The organism is Agromyces sp. NPDC058484, from assembly GCF_042720415.1.
Taxonomy (GTDB): domain Bacteria; phylum Actinomycetota; class Actinomycetes; order Actinomycetales; family Microbacteriaceae; genus Agromyces.
The window spans coordinates 46,564-64,983 of sequence record NZ_JBHXMP010000020.1 but is presented as its reverse complement, the minus strand read 5'-3'; the positions used below and the strand labels follow the sequence as shown (position 1 = coordinate 64,983).

The 18,420-nt window shown below is 70.8% G+C and carries 16 protein-coding genes; 11 read left to right on the top strand and 5 right to left on the bottom strand.

Annotated features, from left to right (window positions below; translation table 11 throughout):
* Positions 1–97: 97 nt before the first annotated feature.
* The 9 genes from ACFWN7_RS15380 (at position 98) to ACFWN7_RS15340 (ending at position 12,586) form a co-directional block, all read left to right on the top strand.
* Positions 98–2,743 (top strand): DEAD/DEAH box helicase, encoded by a 2,646-nt coding sequence (locus tag ACFWN7_RS15380; protein ID WP_376939719.1) that lies wholly within the window; start codon positions 98–100, stop codon positions 2,741–2,743.
* Positions 2,744–3,017: 274 nt separating this feature from the next.
* The gene (locus tag ACFWN7_RS15375; RefSeq protein WP_376939718.1) at positions 3,018–5,015 is read left to right on the top strand and encodes a bifunctional metallophosphatase/5'-nucleotidase; all 1,998 of its coding nucleotides are present in this window, start codon (positions 3,018–3,020) and stop codon (positions 5,013–5,015) included.
* Between the two features lie 125 nt (positions 5,016–5,140).
* The gene (locus tag ACFWN7_RS15370) at positions 5,141–5,755 is read left to right on the top strand and encodes a hypothetical protein (protein WP_376939717.1); all 615 of its coding nucleotides are present in this window, start codon (positions 5,141–5,143) and stop codon (positions 5,753–5,755) included.
* A 78-nt stretch (positions 5,756–5,833) separates the two neighbouring features.
* A complete protein-coding gene (locus ACFWN7_RS15365; RefSeq protein WP_376939716.1) occupies positions 5,834–6,532 on the top strand; it encodes a YcnI family protein in 699 nt (232 codons plus the stop codon).
* Entirely contained in the window at positions 6,532–7,131 is a 600-nt protein-coding gene (locus tag ACFWN7_RS15360) for a copper resistance protein CopC (RefSeq protein ID WP_376939715.1), read from the top strand. The genes ACFWN7_RS15365 and ACFWN7_RS15360 overlap by 1 nt, the downstream gene beginning before the upstream one ends.
* A gap of 101 nt (positions 7,132–7,232) precedes the next feature.
* The gene (recQ, locus tag ACFWN7_RS15355; RefSeq protein ID WP_376939714.1) at positions 7,233–9,281 is read left to right on the top strand and encodes a DNA helicase RecQ; all 2,049 of its coding nucleotides are present in this window, start codon (positions 7,233–7,235) and stop codon (positions 9,279–9,281) included.
* A gap of 152 nt (positions 9,282–9,433) precedes the next feature.
* Positions 9,434–9,853 carry a hypothetical protein gene (locus tag ACFWN7_RS15350; RefSeq protein ID WP_376939713.1) on the top strand — a complete coding sequence of 140 codons (420 nt, stop codon included), beginning with the start codon at positions 9,434–9,436 and terminating at the stop codon, positions 9,851–9,853.
* A gap of 51 nt (positions 9,854–9,904) precedes the next feature.
* A complete protein-coding gene (locus ACFWN7_RS15345) occupies positions 9,905–10,300 on the top strand; it encodes a hypothetical protein (RefSeq protein ID WP_376939712.1) in 396 nt (131 codons plus the stop codon).
* Between the two features lie 144 nt (positions 10,301–10,444).
* Positions 10,445–12,586, top strand: coding sequence for an acyl-CoA dehydrogenase (locus tag ACFWN7_RS15340; RefSeq protein WP_376939711.1), 2,142 nt, complete (start codon positions 10,445–10,447; stop codon positions 12,584–12,586).
* A 14-nt stretch (positions 12,587–12,600) separates the two neighbouring features.
* Here ACFWN7_RS15340 and ACFWN7_RS15335 read toward each other — a convergent pair whose 3' ends face one another.
* Both ACFWN7_RS15335 and ACFWN7_RS15330 read right to left on the bottom strand, forming a co-directional pair.
* A complete protein-coding gene (locus tag ACFWN7_RS15335; RefSeq protein ID WP_376939710.1) occupies positions 12,601–13,437 on the bottom strand; it encodes an ABC transporter permease in 837 nt (278 codons plus the stop codon).
* A complete protein-coding gene (locus ACFWN7_RS15330) occupies positions 13,434–14,528 on the bottom strand; it encodes an ATP-binding cassette domain-containing protein (protein ID WP_376939709.1) in 1,095 nt (364 codons plus the stop codon). Before ACFWN7_RS15330 ends, ACFWN7_RS15335 begins: the two co-directional genes overlap by 4 nt.
* Positions 14,529–14,603: 75 nt before the next feature.
* On the opposite strand from ACFWN7_RS15330, the gene ACFWN7_RS15325 reads away from it, so the two are divergent.
* A complete protein-coding gene (locus ACFWN7_RS15325; protein WP_376939708.1) occupies positions 14,604–15,398 on the top strand; it encodes a TetR/AcrR family transcriptional regulator in 795 nt (264 codons plus the stop codon).
* A 26-nt stretch (positions 15,399–15,424) separates the two neighbouring features.
* Here ACFWN7_RS15325 and ACFWN7_RS15320 read toward each other — a convergent pair whose 3' ends face one another.
* Genes ACFWN7_RS15320 through ACFWN7_RS15310 form a run of 3 tightly spaced genes read right to left on the bottom strand, consistent with a single transcriptional unit; the run spans position 15,425 to position 17,189 of the window.
* Positions 15,425–15,598, bottom strand: a complete 174-nt coding sequence (locus ACFWN7_RS15320; RefSeq protein ID WP_376939707.1) for an HPP family protein — start codon at positions 15,596–15,598, stop codon at positions 15,425–15,427.
* A gap of 30 nt (positions 15,599–15,628) precedes the next feature.
* On the bottom strand, positions 15,629–16,639 hold the full coding sequence (locus ACFWN7_RS15315; protein WP_376939705.1) for a malate dehydrogenase: 1,011 nt from the start codon (positions 16,637–16,639) through the stop codon (positions 15,629–15,631).
* A 55-nt stretch (positions 16,640–16,694) separates the two neighbouring features.
* Entirely contained in the window at positions 16,695–17,189 is a 495-nt protein-coding gene (locus ACFWN7_RS15310; protein ID WP_376939704.1) for a DUF427 domain-containing protein, read from the bottom strand.
* Between the two features lie 128 nt (positions 17,190–17,317).
* Here ACFWN7_RS15310 and pip point away from each other — a divergent pair, with 128 nt between their 5' ends.
* Positions 17,318–18,412 carry a prolyl aminopeptidase gene (gene pip, locus ACFWN7_RS15305; RefSeq protein WP_376939702.1) on the top strand — a complete coding sequence of 365 codons (1,095 nt, stop codon included), beginning with the start codon at positions 17,318–17,320 and terminating at the stop codon, positions 18,410–18,412.
* Positions 18,413–18,420: the final 8 nt, after the last annotated feature.

The window sequence follows — 18,420 nt, the reverse complement described above, 5'->3', positions numbered from 1 at the left end:
GGGTGCGGCCGGCTCCCCCCTTCTCGTTCGTCGGGCCGGCCCGAGGCCAGCGAGCCGCCTCGCACGGCAGACGGCGCGTCGTGACAGACTCGGACGGATGACCGAGCCCCTCCTCAGCCGCGCCCCGCGCCCGTACGACGCCGACGCGATGTACGACGCCTTCGTCGACTGGGCATCGGCTCGCGGCTTCGCGCTCTATCCCGCGCAGGACGAGGCGATCATCGAGATCGTCTCGGGCGCCAACGTCATCCTGTCGACGCCCACCGGCACTGGCAAGTCGCTCGTCGCGGTCGCGGCGCACGCGGCATCCGTCGCCCGGGGCGGCCGCTCGTACTACACCGCGCCCATCAAGGCGCTCGTGAGCGAGAAGTTCTTCCAGCTCGTCGAGATCTTCGGCGCCGAGAACGTCGGCATGGTCACTGGCGACAGCTCGGTGAACCCCGATGCCCCGATCATCTGCTGCACGGCCGAGATCGTCGCGAACCTCGCGCTGCGCCGAGGGCCGGATGCCGCGATCGACCAGGTCGTCATGGACGAGTTCCACTACTACGGCGACCCCGAGCGGGGCTGGGCCTGGCAGGTGCCGCTGATCACCCTCACTCGGGCGCAGTTCATCCTCATGTCGGCGACCTTAGGTGACGTCACCGACATCGCCGACGACCTGACACGTCGCACCGGCCGCGAGACCGCCCGGGTCACGGGCGTCGACCGCCCGGTGCCGCTGCACTTCTCGTACGCGAAGACGCCCGTGCAGGAGACGGTGGAGGACCTCATCGCGACCCGCCAGGCCCCCGTGTACATCGTGCACTTCTCCCAGGCGGCGGCCATGGAACGCGCCCAGGCGCTGTCGTCGATCCGGGTCGTCACCCGCGAGCAGCGCGACGAGATCGCCGACGCCATCGGCGGGTTCCGCTTCACCACGGCGTTCGGCAAGACGCTGTCGCGACTCGTGCGCTCGGGCATCGGCGTGCACCACGCCGGCATGCTGCCCCGCTACCGGCGACTCGTCGAGACGCTCGCGCAGCGCGGCCTCCTTCGGGTCATCTGCGGAACCGACACCCTCGGCGTCGGTATCAACGTGCCCATCCGGTCGGTGCTCATCACCGCGCTGTCCAAGTACGACGGCCAGCGGATGCGCAAGCTCAGCGCCCGTGAGTTCCACCAGATCGCGGGGCGGGCGGGCCGCGCCGGCTACGACACCGCGGGCACCGTCGTCGTGCTCGCCCCCGACCACGAGATCGAGAACGACCTCGCGATCCGCAAGGCGGGCGACGACCCCAAGAAGCTGAAGAAGGTCGTGCGCAAGAAGGCGCCGGCAGGCCAGATCACCTGGGGCGAGGGCTCCTTCGACCGGCTCGTCGCCGCGGAACCCGAGCCGCTCGTGCCGCAGCTGGGGCTCACCGCCGCGATGCTGATCAACGTGATCGCGCGCGGTGGAGACGTGATCGGCGACATCCGCTCGCTCGTGTTCCACAACCACGAGCCGCGGGCGCGGCAGTTCGAGCTGGCGCATCGCGCGCTCGAGATCTTCCGCACGCTGCGCGACGCGGGCGTGGTCGAGATCGTCCCCGCGCTCCCTTCCGCGTTCCCGGGGTGCAATCCGGCCACGAACGCCGCGACCGCGACATCCGGATGGCCGGTAAGCACCCCCGAAGCGAATCGCGACCGTCAGCCCGCGGTGCAGATCCGGCTCACCGTCGACCTGCAGCCGAACTTCGCGCTCAACCAGCCGCTCTCGCCGTTCGCGCTCGCGGCGATCGAACTGCTCGACCCGAACGAGGCGCCGGGCCCTTCGGCAGGCTCAGGGACCGACGGCGTCGGAACCGGGCACTACGCACTCGACGTGGTGTCGATCATCGAGTCCACCCTCGACGACCCGCGACCGATCCTCTCGCAGCAGCAGTACCGGGCCCGCGGCGAGGCGGTGGCCGCGATGAAGCAGGACGGCATCGAGTACGAGCAGCGCATGGAGGCGCTCGAGGAGGTGACCTGGCCCAAGCCCCTCGACGAGCTGCTCGCACAGGCGTTCGAGACGTTCGCGTCGAGCCAGCCGTGGGTGCGCGACTTCGAGCTCTCACCGAAGACGGTCGTGCGCGACATGTTCGAGCGGTCGATGTCGTTCGGCGAGTACGTGTCGTTTTACCAACTCGCCCGCAGCGAGGGACTCGTGCTGCGCTACCTCTCCGACGCGTTCCGCGCCATCCGCCAGACGGTGCCCGCCGACGCGAAGGACGAGGAGCTGCTCGACATCATCGAGTGGCTCGGCGAGCTCGTGCGGCAGGTCGACTCGAGCCTCGTCGACGAGTGGAACGAGCTGGTCGACCCGACGAGCCACCTGCCCGAGGACGAGCAGGCGGTAGTTCCGCCGGCCCCGCCGTCGGTCGTCACGAATCGCCGCGCCTTCACGGTGCTCGTGCGCAACGAGCTGTTCCGCCGGGTGCAGCTCGCGGCGCTCGAGCGCGATGACGAGCTCGCCGAGCTCGATCCCGACGCCGGCTGGCCCGACGCGCTCGACCGCTACTACGCCGAGCACGACGACATCCTCACGGGCGGCGCCGCGCGCTCGCCTCGGCTGGTCGCGATCGATGAGACGGATGCCGCGTCGGGCCGCTGGCGGGTCGAGCAGACGATCGACGATCCCGCGGGCGACCACGACTGGCGCATCCGCGCGGAGGTCGACCTCGCGGCATCCGCCGAGGAGGGTGCGGCGGTGGTGCGCGTCACCGAGATCGTGCGGCTCTGACCCCTCGGGTGGTCGAGCAGCACTCGGCGCCCCGCTGGTCGAGTAGCACCCGGCGACGCCCGAATGCGCATCTGCGCGGCCGTCGTGCCGGATCGTGCTCATCTGAGCGCTCCCGCGGGAACAACGGGCGACGAGCACCGGATCAATGCCTCCGACCCCTTGGCAGGGCCGATGAGCGCTCCTAGGCTACGAGAGTCCCCAGCATCGCGCGGGGGCGCGCACAGCCCGGGGATCACCGACGCTCCTCGGCGCGACTCGCAGAGGAGACAACGGAATGCATCAACGTTCCAGTGGCGCGGAAGTCGATCGCGCCCACGCATCGACGACGACACGAAAGCGGCTTGCTGCGGGGGCGCTGGCCGGGGCGACCGCGATCGCCCTCACCCTTGGCGGTGCAGCGGCCGCGCAGGCCACCCCGGCGGCGGCCAAGCCCGACAAGCCGGGCCAGACGGTCGAGATCAACCTCGTCACCGTGAACGACTTCCACGGTCGCATCGAGCAGTCGGGGAGCTCCGGCGGCGCAGCGGCACTCGCCACGGCGGTCGAGCAGATCCGCGACGAGAACCGGCACACCGTGTTCGCCGCGGCGGGCGACCTGATCGGCGCCTCCACGTTCACGTCGTTCATCCAGCAGGACGTGCCCACGATCGAGGCGCTGAACGCCGCCGGACTCGACGTGAGTGCCGTGGGCAACCACGAGTTCGACAAGGGCTTCGCCGACCTCACCGACCGGGTGATGCCGATGGCCGACTGGGAGTACCTCGGCGCCAACATCTACGACAAGGCGACCGGTGAGCCGGCCCTGCCCGAGTATTGGCTGAAGCGGTTCAAGGGCGTGACGATCGGATTCGTCGGCGCCGTCACCGACGAGCTGCCATCGCTCGTGAGCCCTGCCGGCATCGCCGACATCACCGTCGGGTCCCCGGTCGAGGCCGCGAACCGCGTCGCCGACCAGTTGAGCGACGGGCAGAGGAAGAACGGCGAGGCCGACATCGTCATCATGCTCGTGCACGAGGGCGCCGCGACCACGAGCATCGAGTCGGCGACCGACCCGAACTCCCGTTTCGGCAAGATCGTGCTCGGCGCGAACGACAACATCGACGCGATCGTCTCGGGCCACACCCACCTCGCTTACAACCACGTGATCGACGGTCGCCCCGTCATCTCGAGCGGCCAGTACGGCGAGAAGTTCTCCAACATGGAGATCGTCTGGGATCGCAAGAGCGACTCGATCGTCAGCATGGAGAACACGATCATGCCGCTCATGAGCCCGACGGGGGAGCCGCTCTATGCGGACGACCGGAGGGTCGCGAAGATCGTCGCAGAGGCCAAGGTCGTCGCCGATGAGCTCGGCAGCGTCGTGGTCGGCGAGACCACCGCACCGCTCGGACGCGCGGTCGCCTCGGATCCGGCGGTGTCATTCGTCGAGAACCGCGGTGGCGAGTCGACGCTCGGCAACTTCGTGGCCGACGTGCAGCTGTGGGCACTCGAGGTCGACGGCACCCGAGACGTGGACATCACGTTCATGAACCCCGGGGGCCTGCGTGCCGACATCGATCAGGGCGAGGTCACCTACCGCGAGGCCGCGACGGTGCAGCCGTTCGCGAACACCCTCGTGACGATGGATCTCACGGGAGCCCAGATCAAGCAGGTGCTGGAGCAGCAGTGGCAGCCGGCCGGCGCGAGCCGTCCGTTCCTCAAGCTCGGCGTGAACGCTGCATTCACGTACACGTACGACCCGACGGCTCCCGACGGATCGCACATCACCGAGATGTTCCTCGACGGCGTGCCGATCGACCCGGCCGCCACGTACACCGTCGGTGCCAACTCGTTCCTCGCGTCGGGCGGCGACAACTTCGCCACGCTCGCACAGGGCACGAACAAGTCCGACAGCGGCAAGATCGATCTCGAGGCGATGGTCGACTGGTTCGAGGCGTTCGGCACGGCGTCTCCCGACCTCGCGCAGCGCGCGGTCGGCGTGGTCGTCTCAGCGCCCGACGCCGACGGCTACGACGTCGGCGACCAGGTGACGGTCAACCTGTCATCGCTCGACTTCAGTCGCAGCGAGCCGGGTGCCGGAACCGTGGCCATCTCGCTCGACGGCGTCGAGCTCGGCACCGGCACGGTCGTCCGTGAGTACACACCGAGGTTCGACGAGATCGGCATGGCGACGGTGACGTTCGCCATCCCGGCGGGCGCGGCCGGGGTCGAGCGGTTCGTCATCACGACGCCGACGGGAACGACGAGTTCGTTCGCGCTCACCGTCGGCTGAGGCCGATCCGGAGGATGACTTCCTGAGGTCGTGAGATCCCGGACGGCCCTGGGCGCGAGCCCAGGGCCGTTCGGCATGAGGCCGCGGCGGGCGGCGAGCCGGTCGACTGGGATTAGGCTGAGAGGGTGACTTCACGGGGCGCACGCGCAGGTCGCGGGGCGACGATCGCCGCCTTCGCGACGTTCGTGGCGTCGCTCGCGCACACCGTCGGCGGCGGAGCGCCTCCAGGTCCGCTCGCCGTGCTGCTCGCCCTCGCCTTCTCTCTGCCACTGGCCATGCTGCTGGCCGGCGCGCGCGCGCAACTCCTCCGTACGTCGATCTCGGCGCTCGTCGCCCAGTCGGCGTTGCACGTCTGCTATGCGCTCGGCGGGGCGTCCGTCGCCGCACCTGCCGTGACGAGTTCGCACATCGGCCACGCCACCGCGGGCCAGAGCGCCGCAGCGCAGCTCGACGCGATCACTGCGCTGCCCATCGTCGATCACGGCCACGCCCTCATGCCGCTTGCGCACCTGATGGCAGCCGTGCTCACCATCGCCGCGCTCGCACTCGGCGACGCTACGTTCGACGCCCTCCGGCGTTCGGTACTCATCTTCGTGCGACGGCTCGTGTCGACACCCGCGCCGACCCTCGTGGCGCCCGCCCGCATCGCGGCCCGCGCCGACCATACGCAGCTGATCGGCGCGGTGCTTCCTGCCTCCATCTCGTCACGTGGTCCTCCGGTGGTCGCTGCCGCGCGCTGACGCGGCACAGCGCTTCCACGACCTCCCCTGCCGACGCACGAACGTTGCAGGAACGACCACGAAAGTACACACACGACCATGCGTATCGCACGACTCACCGCCGCCGGTCTCGCCGGTGGCGCCCTGCTCGCCCTCGCCGCCCCGCTCGCGGCCAGCGCCCACGTCACCGTCACGCCCAGCGGCACCGCCGCGGGCAGCTACACCGTGCTCACCTTCGCCTACAGCCACGGCTGCGAAGGCTCGCCCACCACGGCGCTCGCCATCGACATCCCCGAGTCGATCGAATCCGTCTCGCCCACGCTGCACCCGAACTACACGATCGAGAAGGTCGCCGAGGGCGACCGCACCGCCCGGGTCGTCTACACCGCGATCACGCCAGTCGAAGACGGCTACCGCGACGCGATCGAGCTCTCCGTGCGTCTGCCCGAGGACGCCGCGGGCGAGACCCTGGCGTTCCCGGTGCTGCAGACCTGCGTCGAGGGGGAGACGAACTGGAACGAGCTCGCCGAGGAGGGTGCCGCCGAGCCCGAGAGCCCTGCCCCGGCGATCCTCGTCACCGAGGGGACCGGAGACGAGCACGGACAGGCCGCGGCAACCGACGACACCGGATCGGCAGAGCACGCCGCAGACGGTGGCCATGGACAGACGACGGATGCCGCGGCGGCCAGCAGCTCGGACGACGTGATCGCCCGCGTGCTCGGCATCGGCGGCCTCATCGTCGGTGTCGTGGGCATCGTGCTCGCGCTCAATGCGCGTCGACCCCGATCGGGCGCGTGATGCGCGAGACGACGCGCGTGATGCGCGAGACGACGCGCGCGATGCTCGTGCTTGCGGCATCCGCTGCCCTCGCCGTGGTGCCGGCACTGCCGGCGTCGGCGCACAACCACGTGATCGCGATGTCGCCCGCCGAGGGCGCGGTCGTCACCGAACAGCCCGGCACGATCTCGCTCGAGACGAACGACGAGCTGCTCGACGTCGGCGGCTCGACGCTCCTGGTGCAGGGCCCCGACGGCGCGTACTACGGCGACGGCTGCACCGAGGTCGCCGGCGCGACCGCGGCGACCGAGGTGCAGCTCGGCGAGCCGGGGGAGTACACCGTCACGTGGCAGGTGGTCTCGACCGACGGCCACCCGATCTCGGGAAGCTGGGCGTTCGACTGGCAGCCCGCCGCAGGCGTCGTGCTCGCCGAGGGCACGGCCGAGGCGGGCTCCTGCGGCGGTGACTCGGTCGTCAGCGCCCCGAGCGAGCAGGAGCAGGAGCCCACGGATGCCGCAGCGGCATCCGTGCCCGTCGACGCCCTGTGGATCGGGGGCGGCGTGCTCGCCGTCGCCGTCGCCGCGCTCGCGACCTGGCTCCTCGTGCGCCGGAGGACGTGAGCCGCCGGGCCTGAGCCGCCGGGCCTGAGCCGCCGGGCCTACGCCACCGGGCCTGGGGATGATCCGGCTCGCCTGTCGGGAGCGCTCGTTACACTCGACGGGTGAGCTGGAACGCGCAATCCCCCGGTGCCGAGGAGGTCCACTGGGATCCAGACGAGCTCACCCCACCGCCCGGCGATGAGTGGGCTCCGCCACCTGACGACTGGGTGCCGCCGACATCGTTCCCCGAGCCCGTCGAGGGGAAGGGCTCGCCGCGTTCGGCGAGCGCGCCGAGCGCGGCGAGCGCGCCGAGCGCGGCGAGCGCCCCACCCCGCTTCGTCACCGCCGCCGAGGCCCTGCACACCGTCTTCGGATACGACGCATTCCGCGGCGAGCAGGCCGAGATCATCGCCCAGGTCACGGGCGGAGGCGACGCCGTGGTGCTCATGCCCACGGGCGGTGGCAAGAGCCTCTGCTACCAGATCCCCGCGCTCCTGCGCGAGGGCACCGGCGTCGTCGTCTCCCCGCTCATCGCCCTCATGCACGACCAGGTCGACGCGCTCGTGCGCAACGGCGTGCGGGCGGCCTACCTGAACTCGAGCCAGCAGCCGTCAGAGCGCGCCGAGGTCGAGCGCGCCTACCTCGCCGGTGAGATCGACCTGCTCTACATCGCCCCCGAGCGGCTCAGCTCCGAGCCGGTCAAGCGCTTCCTCGAAGCAGGTCGTGTCGCGCTCTTCGCGATCGACGAGGCGCACTGCGTCGCGCAGTGGGGCCATGACTTCCGGCCCGACTACCTCGCCCTGTCCGAGCTCGCCGACCGCTGGCCCGACGTGCCGCGCATCGCGCTCACGGCGACGGCGACCGAGGCCACGCACCGCGAGATCACCCAGCGGCTCTCGCTCGACGGCGCGAGGCATTTCGTCTCGAGCTTCGACCGGCCGAACATCCAGTACCGCATCGCGCCGAAGCTCGAGGTGCGCAGGCAGCTCCTCGACTTCGTGCGCAGCGAAGGGGCGACGGCGCCCACCGACCGCGGTCCGGGCACACCGGTGTCGGGCATCGTCTACGCGCTCTCCCGCGCGAGCACCGAGAAGATCGCGGAGTTCCTCGCGGCGAACGGCGTGAATGCCCTGCCCTACCACGCCGGCCTCGATCCGCGCGTGCGCCGCAGCACGCAGGAGCGGTTCCTCCGCGAAGACGGGGTCGTCATCGTCGCGACGATCGCGTTCGGCATGGGAATCGACAAGCCCGACGTGCGGTTCGTCGCCCACGTCGACCTGCCGAAGTCGGTCGAGGGGTACTACCAGGAGACCGGCCGGGCCGGTCGCGACGGTGCTCCCGCGACGGCGTGGCTCGCCTACGGCCTGCAGGACGTGGTGCAGCAGCGCCGCATGATCGACGAGAGCCCGGGCGACCTCGCCCATCGCCGCCGCCTCTCGCACCACCTCGACGCGATGCTCGCGCTCTGCGAGACGGTGCAGTGCCGTCGGCAGAACCTGCTCGCATACTTCGGCGAGGCGAGTGAGCCGTGCGGCAACTGCGACACGTGCCTCGAGCCGCCCGCAGCATGGGACGGCACGGTGCCCGCGCAGAAGCTCATGTCCACGATCGTGCGGCTCCAGCGTGAACGCCGGCAGAAGTTCGGCGCCGGCCACCTCATCGACATCCTGCGCGGAAAGGAGACCCCGCGAGTGCGCCAGTACGGCCATGACGCGCTCGCGACGTGGAGCATCGGCGCCGACCTCGGCGAGCAGCAGTGGCGCGGGGTCGCGCGGCAACTGCTCGCCCAGGGCCTGCTCGCGACCCACGGCGAGTACGGCACGCTCTCCATCACGGATGCCGCGGCCGACGTGCTCTCGGGCGCCCGCACCGTGATGCTCCGCACCGAACCCGAGCGGGCCGCGCGATCCCGCGGGCCGAGGGCCGCCCCCGCCGCGGCCGACCTCGAGCCGGCGCAAGCGGAGCTCTTCGAGGCGCTCCGCGCCTGGCGGGCGGGTGAGGCGAGGGAGCAGGGCGTGCCCGCCTACATCGTCTTCGGCGACGCGACGCTTCGTGCGGTCGCCGTCGCCCGCCCCGCGAACCTCGACGACCTCGACGGCATCACGGGCATCGGGGCGAAGAAGCGCGAGGCCTACGGCGACGCGCTCCTCGGCGTCGTCGCGGCCGGCTGAGGGACGCCGGCGGCAACGCGGTACGTCGTCGGGCTCGGCCCGGACGAACGGCGAGCTGACGGCCGCGTGTGCTCGCCCGCGGCATCCGTCACCGCGCTAGCATCAGCCCCAGGGCGTCGCGCGGGCGCGACCAGGCGAATCGGGGGCGGATCATGACTGAAGCAGCGAGTCGACCGGTCGGGGTCGCGATCGTGTCGATACTGGCGTTCATCTCGGGTGTCATCGACATCATCACGGGCATCCTCCTCATCTTCGAGGCGAACAATCCCGAGGTGAACGCCTCGTTCGGCGGGTCGGGTGGAGTGCTCGCCGCCTCGATCGGCTCCATGATCCTCGGTGCGATCGTCGTGGTGCTCGCCTACGGCCTTTGGCTCGGCCGCGAGGTCGCGCGCATGATCGTCACGGTGCTGCAGGCGCTGTCGCTCATCCAGTCGCTGTTCCTGGCGGTCGCCTACCTCGGCAACCCGGTCGGCGAGTGGGCGAGCGTGGTCGTCTCGGCGATCATCCTGATCCTGCTCTGGACGCGCCCGGCGAGTGCGTTCTTCCGAGGCGGCGAGGTGACCGCGCGCTAGCATCGCAGCAGCGCATCGCGTCCCGGCGGTGCCGGACTCGGGGGAGTGCTCATGGCAGGCGTTCGACCCGGCGGCGTGATGCTCGTCGCCGTGCTCACCTGGATCTCGGGAGCACTCGACATCCTCGGCGGCACCATCCTGCTCTTCCAGACGAGCATCGCCTCGACCGTCGAGGCATTCGGCGGCGCGAGCCAGCTGATCGCGAGTGCCATCGTCACGATCCTCATCGGCGTGGTCGTGGTCGCGGTCGCCGGCGGCCTGCTCCGGGGCAGCCCGGGAGCTCGCCTCGTCGTCACGATCTTCCAGGTGCTGTCGATCGTGAGCTCGGTGTTCCTCGCGATCGCGCATCCGGCCACGGCGATCGGCGAGTACGTCAGCATGGCGCTCTCGCTGATCGTGCTCCTCATCCTCTGGTCGCGTCGGTCGAACGAGTTCTTCCGCGGCTGACCAGCGATTGTAGAGTCCGCACAGCACGCCGGGAGGGGCGTGCGCGCCCTTTGTAGGCCCCGGACCCCTCGTTTCGGCGCGTCAGGGGTGCGTCCTACCGTGGAATCAGACGTTCCGCCGCACACGAAGGACGAGAAATCGACGATGGTTGACACGGCATCCCGCTCCGGCTCGAAGACCTCCGAACAGCGCGCCGACGTGCCCGCACCCGCGCCCGCTCCCGCCCCAGCGCAGCCGGTGCGTGAGACGGCGCCGACTCCCGGCGCCGTCGACGCAGGCGCCGCGCCGAAGGTCGACGTGGCCGCGCTCGGCCGCCAACTCCTCGGAACGTGGGCCGACATCCGCATCGCCGCCCGCGAGCGCGCCGCACAGCCCGATCTCCAGCGCATCGAGGGCCAGTCGATGGAGGAGCACCGCGAGCGGGTCCTCGGTCAGCTGAAGATCCTCGTCGAACAGGGCGCCGTGCACCGCGCGTTCCCGAAGGAGCTCGGCGGTCACGACGACCACGGCGGCAACATCGCCGGGTTCGAGGAGCTCGTGCTCGCCGACCCGAGCCTGCAGATCAAATCGGGCGTGCAGTGGGGGCTCTTCGGCGCGGCCGTGCTGCACCTCGGCACCGAGTTCCACCACACGACGTTCCTGCCCGACATCATGTCGCTGAAGGTGCCGGGCGCCTTCGCGATGACCGAGACCGGTCATGGGTCGGATGTCGCGGCGATCGGCACCACCGCCACGTACGACCAGGCGGCGCAGCAGTTCGTCATCGACACGCCGTTCCGGGGCGCGTGGAAGGACTACCTCGGCAACGCCGCAGTGCACGGCACCGCCGCCGTGGTCTTCGCGCAGCTCGTCACCAAGGGCGTGAACCACGGCGTGCACGCGTTCTACGTTCCGATCCGGGGTGCCGAGGGCGAGTTCCTGGAGGGCATCGGCGGCGAAGACGACGGACTGAAGGGCGGACTCAACGGCATCGACAACGGCCGCTTGCACTTCACGAACGTGCGCGTCCCGCGCGAGAACCTGCTGAACCGCTACGGCTCGGTCGCCGAAGACGGCACCTACTCGAGTCCGATCGCGAGCCCCGGGCGCCGCTTCTTCACCATGCTCGGCACGCTCGTGCAGGGGCGCGTCTCGCTCGACGGCGCCGCCACGACCGCCGCGGCGATGGCGCTCGCCATCGCGATCACGTACGGCAATCAACGGCGTCAGTTCAACGCCGGCAGCGACACCGACGAGGAGGTGCTGCTCGACTACCAGCGCCACCAGCGCCGGCTCCTGCCGAAGCTCGCCACGACGTACGCGCAGATCTTCGCGCACGACGAGTTCCTCGTGAAGTTCGACGCCGTGTTCTCGGGCGAGGCCGACACCGACGACGACCGTCAGGATCTCGAGACGATCGCGGCCGCCCTCAAGCCGCTCTCGACATGGCACGCGCTCGAGACCCTCCAGGAGGCTCGCGAGGCCGCGGGCGGCGCCGGCTTCCTCGCCGAGAACCGCATCGTCGGCCTCCGCCAGGATCTCGACGTCTACGTCACGTTCGAGGGCGACAACAACGTGCTGCTGCAGCTCGTGGCGAAGCGCCTCCTCACCGACTTCTCGAAGCAGTTCGCGAAAGCGGACGCCGGGGCGATGGCGCGCTACGTCGTCGCCCAGACCGCGGATCGCGCCTACCACGGCACCGGCCTGCGGCGACTCGCGCAGACGATCGCCGACTTCGGCTCGACGGCCCGGTCGGTGTCCGAGCTCCGCGACGAGGAGACGCAGCGTGAGCTCCTCACCGACCGGGTCGAGGAGATGATCGCCGAGATCGCCGGCCGCCTCCGGAACACGCGCAAGCTGGCGAAGGCGGATGCCGCGGCGGCGTTCAACCGAAACCAGAACGAGCTCATCGGGGCCGCCCGTGCCCACGCCGAGCTGCTGCAGTGGGAGGCGTTCACCCGCGGCCTCGGGAAGACGACCGACCCGGGCACGAAGCAGGTGCTCACATGGGTGCGCGACCTCTTCGGCCTCGGCCTGATCGAGAAGCACCTCGCGTGGTACCTCATCCACGGGCGACTCTCGCCACAGCGCGCGCTCGCCGTGACCGCGTACATCGACCGCCTGCTCGAGCGGCTGCGTCCGCACGCGCAAGACCTGGTCGACGCGTTCGGCTACACGCCCGATCACCTGCGCGCGAAGATCGCGTCGGGTGCAGAGCTCGAGCGCCAGGACGAGGCACGCGCGCACTACGCCGCGCGGCGGGCAGCCGGCACGCTCCCCGTGCCCGAGAAGTCGAAGAAGAAGTAGCGCTCGGCCGCGTCTCAGCGTCGCAGACGCCGGTAGGCGGACGCTGCGAGCGGCAGGAACACGGCCGTGATCACGAGCGGCCACACGGATGCCGCGAGCACCGCGTTCTCGGCGAGCCAACCGCTCGTGACACCTGTGGGGTTGCCGAACAGCTGACGCGCCGCGGTCGCGGTCGCAGAGACGGGATTCCACGCTGCGATCGCACCGAGCCACCCGGGCATTGTCTCGGCGGAGACGAACACGGTCGACAGGAAGCCGATCGGCCACACGAGCACCTGCACGGCGGTCGTGGCACCCGTGCCGCGGAAGCTCAGGCCGAGGAAGATCCCGAGCCAGAGCAGCGCGAAGCGGAGCCAGAGCAGCAGCACGACGGCGAGCGCGATCTCGGCGGGCCCGGTGGTCGGCCGCCATCCGATGAGCAGGCCGCCGAACACGAGCACCCCGAGGCTCAGCATCGAGTTCGCCAGGTCGGCGATCGCGCGCCCGAGGGCGACCGAAGCGCTCGAGATCGGCAGGGAGCGGAATCGGTCCGTGATGCCGCGCTTCGCGTCCTCAGCCATCGCGGACATCGTGCTCTCGAGCCCGAACAGCATGGCGAGCGCGAACATGCCGGGCAGCAGGAAGGCGATGTAGTCGCCGCCGCCCGGCACCTCGATGGCGCCGCCGAACAGGAATCCGAACATCAGGACGAGCATGATGTTGAAGGCGAGTCCGAAGACGAGGCCCCAGGGTTCGCGAACACAGTGCAGCACGTCGCGGCCGGCGATGAGCCAGCCCTCGCGGAGGGGATTGGAGCGCCGGTCCCGCAGCCCTGCAGGCGCGGCGATCGAGGTCGTGTGCGTGGTCGTCATCGTGTCTCCAGGTCGGCGGGCAGGTCGGCGGGCAGGTCGGCGGGCGGGACGGCGGACAGGTCGGCCGGCTGGACGACGGGCGGATTCGCGGGTCGACCCGCGGGATCCGATGCGGTATCGGTCGCGTCATGGCCCGTGAGATGCAGGAACACCTCGTCGAGCGTCGGTCGGCGCAGGATCAGGTCGTCAACGGCGAGCCGTTCGGCGTCGAGCGCTCGCACGATGGGCGCGAGCGCCTTCGCGCCGTCGGCGACCTCGACGGTCACCGTGCGGGTGTCGGCGTCGACGGATGCCTCGGTGCCGATCGCGGCGGCGACGGCGCTCGCCGCATCGGCCAGGCGATCGGCATCCGCCATCACCGCGGCGACCCGATCGCCGCCCATGCGACCCTTGAGCTCGTTCGGGCTGCCCTCCGCGATCACGCGGCCGGCGTCCATCACCGTGATGCGGTCGGCGAGCTGGTCGGCCTCGTCGAGGTACTGGGTGGTGAGCAGCACGGTCGTTCCCGCCGCGGCGACCTCGCGCACGGCCTGCCACACCGTGGCCCGACCGTGCGGGTCGAGCCCCGTCGTGGGCTCGTCGAGGAACAGGATCGCCGGGGTCAGCACGAGGCTCGCCGCGATATCGAGGCGACGGCGCATGCCGCCCGAGAATCCCGAGACCGCCCGGCCCGCGGCATCCGAGAGCGAGAATGCATCGAGGAGTTCGTGAGCGCGGCGCACCGCTCGCGGTCTCGAGAGCCCGCTCAGTCGTGCGAACAGTACGAGGTTCTGCTGGGCGGTGAGCGCCTCGTCCACGGCGTGGAACTGGCCCACCAGGCCGATGCGCTCGCGAACCGCACCAGGGTGGCGGCGCAGGTCGATGCCGTCGACCGTGGCCCGCCCCTCGTCGAGGTCGGTCAGCGTCGTGAGGCAGCGCACGGCGGTGGTCTTGCCCGCACCGTTCGGTCCGAGCAGGCCGTGCACAGCGCCGCGGGCGATCGTGAGGTCGAAGCCGTCGAGTGCGCTCAGCTCGCCGAAGCGCTTGCGCAGCCGTCTCGCTTCGAGAGCCGGAGTCGGGAACGAGGCGGGTTGGACAGGTGTCGGGGTCATCGCTCTCACTTTCAACGTACGGCGTACGGGGTTATTCCGAACCGTACACCATACGGAGAATGTAGGCTAGCCCCCATGTCGAACGAATCCACCGGGCGCGGCGAACCCGACCGCACCCTCCGGCTGCTGTGGCGGGATCGGCTCGGCGAACCGTCCGGCTCGCGCGGTCCGAAGCAGCGGGCGAGCGTCGACGGCGTGGTCGACGCCGCGATCGAGATCGCCGACGATGAGGGCATCGACGTGCTCTCCATGCGTCGCATCGCCGAACGGCTCGGAATGAAGACCATGTCGGTCTACACCTATGTGCCCGGGAAGGCGGAGCTGATCGACCTCATGGTCGACCGCGTCGCCGGCGAGCAGCCGTTGCCAGAACTCGGCGGGTCGCTCCGCGAGCGACTCGAGCAGATCGCGCGCCTGGCCTGGAACGAGTACCTGCGGCATCCATGGCTGCTCTCGATCGACACCAGCAGGCCGCCGCTCGGGCCGAACGTCTCCGACCGGTGGGAATGGAGCCTGCGTGCCATCGACGGGCTCGGCCTCAGCGACCTCGACATGGACCACGTGGTCACCCTGCTGGTCGGCTTCGTGACAGGGCCGGCGCGCGCCTACGTCGACGCCGAGCGGCTGCACCGCACCGTCGCCGAGACCGACGTCGAGTGGTGGGAGCGCAACGCGCCGATCCTCGAGGAGATCATGGATGCCGAGCGCTATCCCGTGTCGGGTCGGGTCGGCCAGGCGGCGGGCGAGGAGTACGCGTCGGCGGGGAGTCCCGAGCGGGCATTCGAATTCGGGCTCGCCCGCGTGATCGACGGAATCGAGGCGTACGTCGCCGCATCAGTCGGCGGCGGCGGCCGTTCGACGTTCGAGTAGCGTGACGCGCCGGACGCTCCGGTCGCCTACTCGGCCGGCGGTCTCATGAGCGCGCCCGCCGCGAGTCCCACGGCGAGCCCGGCGGCGAACCAGAGCCAGAAGCCGGTCCAGAGGCTGATTCCGACCCCCACGAGTGCGCCGACGACGAGCCCCGCGATGAGCTGCTTGCGGCGGGCGGGCGACATCGGTTCGGAGGCCATGCGACCAGCTTAGGCGCGGCGGCGCGCGCGTCAGACGAGTCCGAGGGCTCGCACCGCCTCGCGCTCGTCTGCGAGCTCGGTGACGGATGCCGCGATGCGCTGCCGCGCGAAGTCGTCGAGTTCCAGCCCCTGCACGATGCGCCACACGCCGTCGACCGACTCGACCGGGAACGAGGAGACGAGTCCCCCGGGCACCCCGTACGACCCGTCGGAGACCACGGCGGCGCTCGTCCAGCCGGCGGTGGTGCCGCCCACCCAGTCGCGCACGTGGTCGATCGTCGCGCTCGCAGCGGAGGCGACCGACGAGGAGCCGCGCACCTCGATGATCTCCGCGCCGCGTTTCGCGACCCGCGGGATGAAGCGGTCGACGAGCCACTCGCGTGCCGCATCGGGCCCGCCGAGGCGGTCTGCGAGGAGCTCGGCCACCGGGCGGCCCGCGGCCGTCGCGTGCGCCACGTCGGGGAACTGCGTGGCGGAGTGATTGCCCCAGATCGTCAGGTCGCGGATGTCGCCGACCGCCGAGCCGACGGTGGGCGCGAGCTGCCCGAGCGCGCGATTGTGGTCGAGCCGGGTGAGCGCCGTGAAGCGCTCGGCCGGGACATCCGGAGCGTGTGCGGCCGCGATGAGGGCGTTCGTGTTGGCCGGGTTTCCGACCACGACCACGCGGATGTCGTCGGCCGCGCCCGCGTTGATCGCTGCGCCCTGCGGCGCGAAGATGCCGCCGTTGGCCTCGAGCAGCTCCCCGCGCTCCATGCCCGCGGTGCGCGGCCGCGCGCCCACGAGGAGGGCGAGGTTCGTGCCCTCGAACGCCGTGGCGGCGTCGTCGGTGACCTCGACGTGGGAGAGGAGTGGGAACGCCGAGTCCTGCAACTCGAGGGCGGCGCCTTCGGCGGCACGTACGCCCTGCGGGATCTCGAGGAGCTGCAGTCGCACGGGTGTGTCGGGTCCGAGCATCGCGCCCGACGCGACGCGGAAGAGCAGGGCGTAGCCGATCTGCCCTCCTGCTCCGGTGATGGTGATCGTGACCGGCGAGACGCTCATGAAAGGAGAGCCTACGCCGGGCCGCCGACGGCGACATCCGCCCCGCTCCGGCCGCTCACCAGCCCATGCTGCCGGGGGCGCCCTTGAACGGACCGGCGACGTTCGAGGTGATCCATCCGCCGTAGAATCGGCCCTCCTGCGGCGCGACGCGCTCGCCGTCCACGGAGCACGCGTCCATCCGCCCCGCGTAGACCGCGACCCGGTCGGCGAGCGCCTCGAAGCCCGGCGACGGTGACGGGTAGTTCCATGCCGCGCGCGACACGAATCGGTTGCCGCCCGCAAGGCTCAGATACCGGGCCGTTCCCTTGAACTCGCAGAACGACGCGCCACGGTCGCGGGCGAGCGCTCCCGCCGCGAACGCTGCGATCGGCAGGTAGTAGACCGGGGGATGACTCGTTTCGAGCACGCGCACCACATCCCGGGTGTCGACCACGCGTTCGCCGCCGAGGTCGATCGTGACGCGGACGTCGATGCGCTCGACGCGGGGCGGCCGTGGGTAGTCCCACACGGACTCCTGGCCGGGGCGCACCGGGTCGGGGGCGGGCCGCATGCTCCGAGGGTAGGACGAGATCCTGAGAACGGACGGGAGCCACGGGTGTGCGCTCTGCTCGGGCCGACTCCGAGCGTGTGTGCGCGTGGCGTGGGCGCGTGGCATCCGGCGGTCGTTACCGTGTGGTCATGCGAGACCTGTATCCGGAGATCGAGCCGCTCGAGACGGGCATGCTCGATGTTGGTGACGGACAGCACATCTACTGGGAGGTCTCGGGCAATCGCGCGGGCAGGCCCGTGGTCTTCCTGCACGGCGGTCCCGGCGGCGCCACGAACCCGGCGCATCGTCGCCTGTTCGACCCGGCGCGCTACCGGATCGTGCTCTTCGACCAGCGTGGCTGCGGGCTGTCGATCCCCCACGCGTCGGAACCCGAGGCCGACCTCTCGGCGAACACCAGTTGGCATCTCGTGGCCGACATGGAGCGGCTGAGGAACCATCTGGGCATCGAACGCTGGCAGGTGTTCGGCGGCTCCTGGGGAAGTGCCCTCGCGCTCGCTTACGCCGAGACCCACCCCGAGCGGGTCACCGAGATGGTGCTGCGCGGCATCTTCACCCTGCGCCGTCAGGAGCTCGACTGGTTCTACGAGGGCGGCGCGTCGGCCGTCTTCCCCGACCTCTGGGAGGAGTACGTCGCGCCCGTCCCCGTGCTCGAGCGCGGACACCTCATCGAGGCGTACGGCCGGCTCCTGCACCATCCGGACCCCGACGTGCACGGGCCCGCCGCCATCGCGTGGTCTCGCTGGGAAGCGTCGACGATCACGCTGCTTCCGCAGGCCGACACCATCGCCCGCTTCACCGCGCCCGAGTACGCCACGGCGTTCGCCCGCATCGAGAACCACTACTTCCGGCACGGCGGCTGGTGGGAGGAGGGGCAGCTCATCCGTGACGCCACGCGCCTCGCGGGCATCCCCGCGGTCATCGTGCAGGGGCGTTACGACATGTGCACGCCCGCCATGACCGCGTGGGACCTGCACAGGGCGTGGCCCGAGGCGGAGCTGCGGATCATCGGCGACGCGGGCCATGCGTATGACGAGCCCGGCATCCTCGACGCCCTCATCCAGGCGACCGACGCCTTCGCCGGCGGGTACGGCGACGACGATGATCCGGCGGATGACGCCGACGACGAGCGCGACGCGGACGCCGGCGCCCAGCGCGACGACGCCGACGCCCACGCCGACGACGACGAGCGCGACGCCGACGACGAAGTCCGCGACGCGGAGTAGTTTCAGAC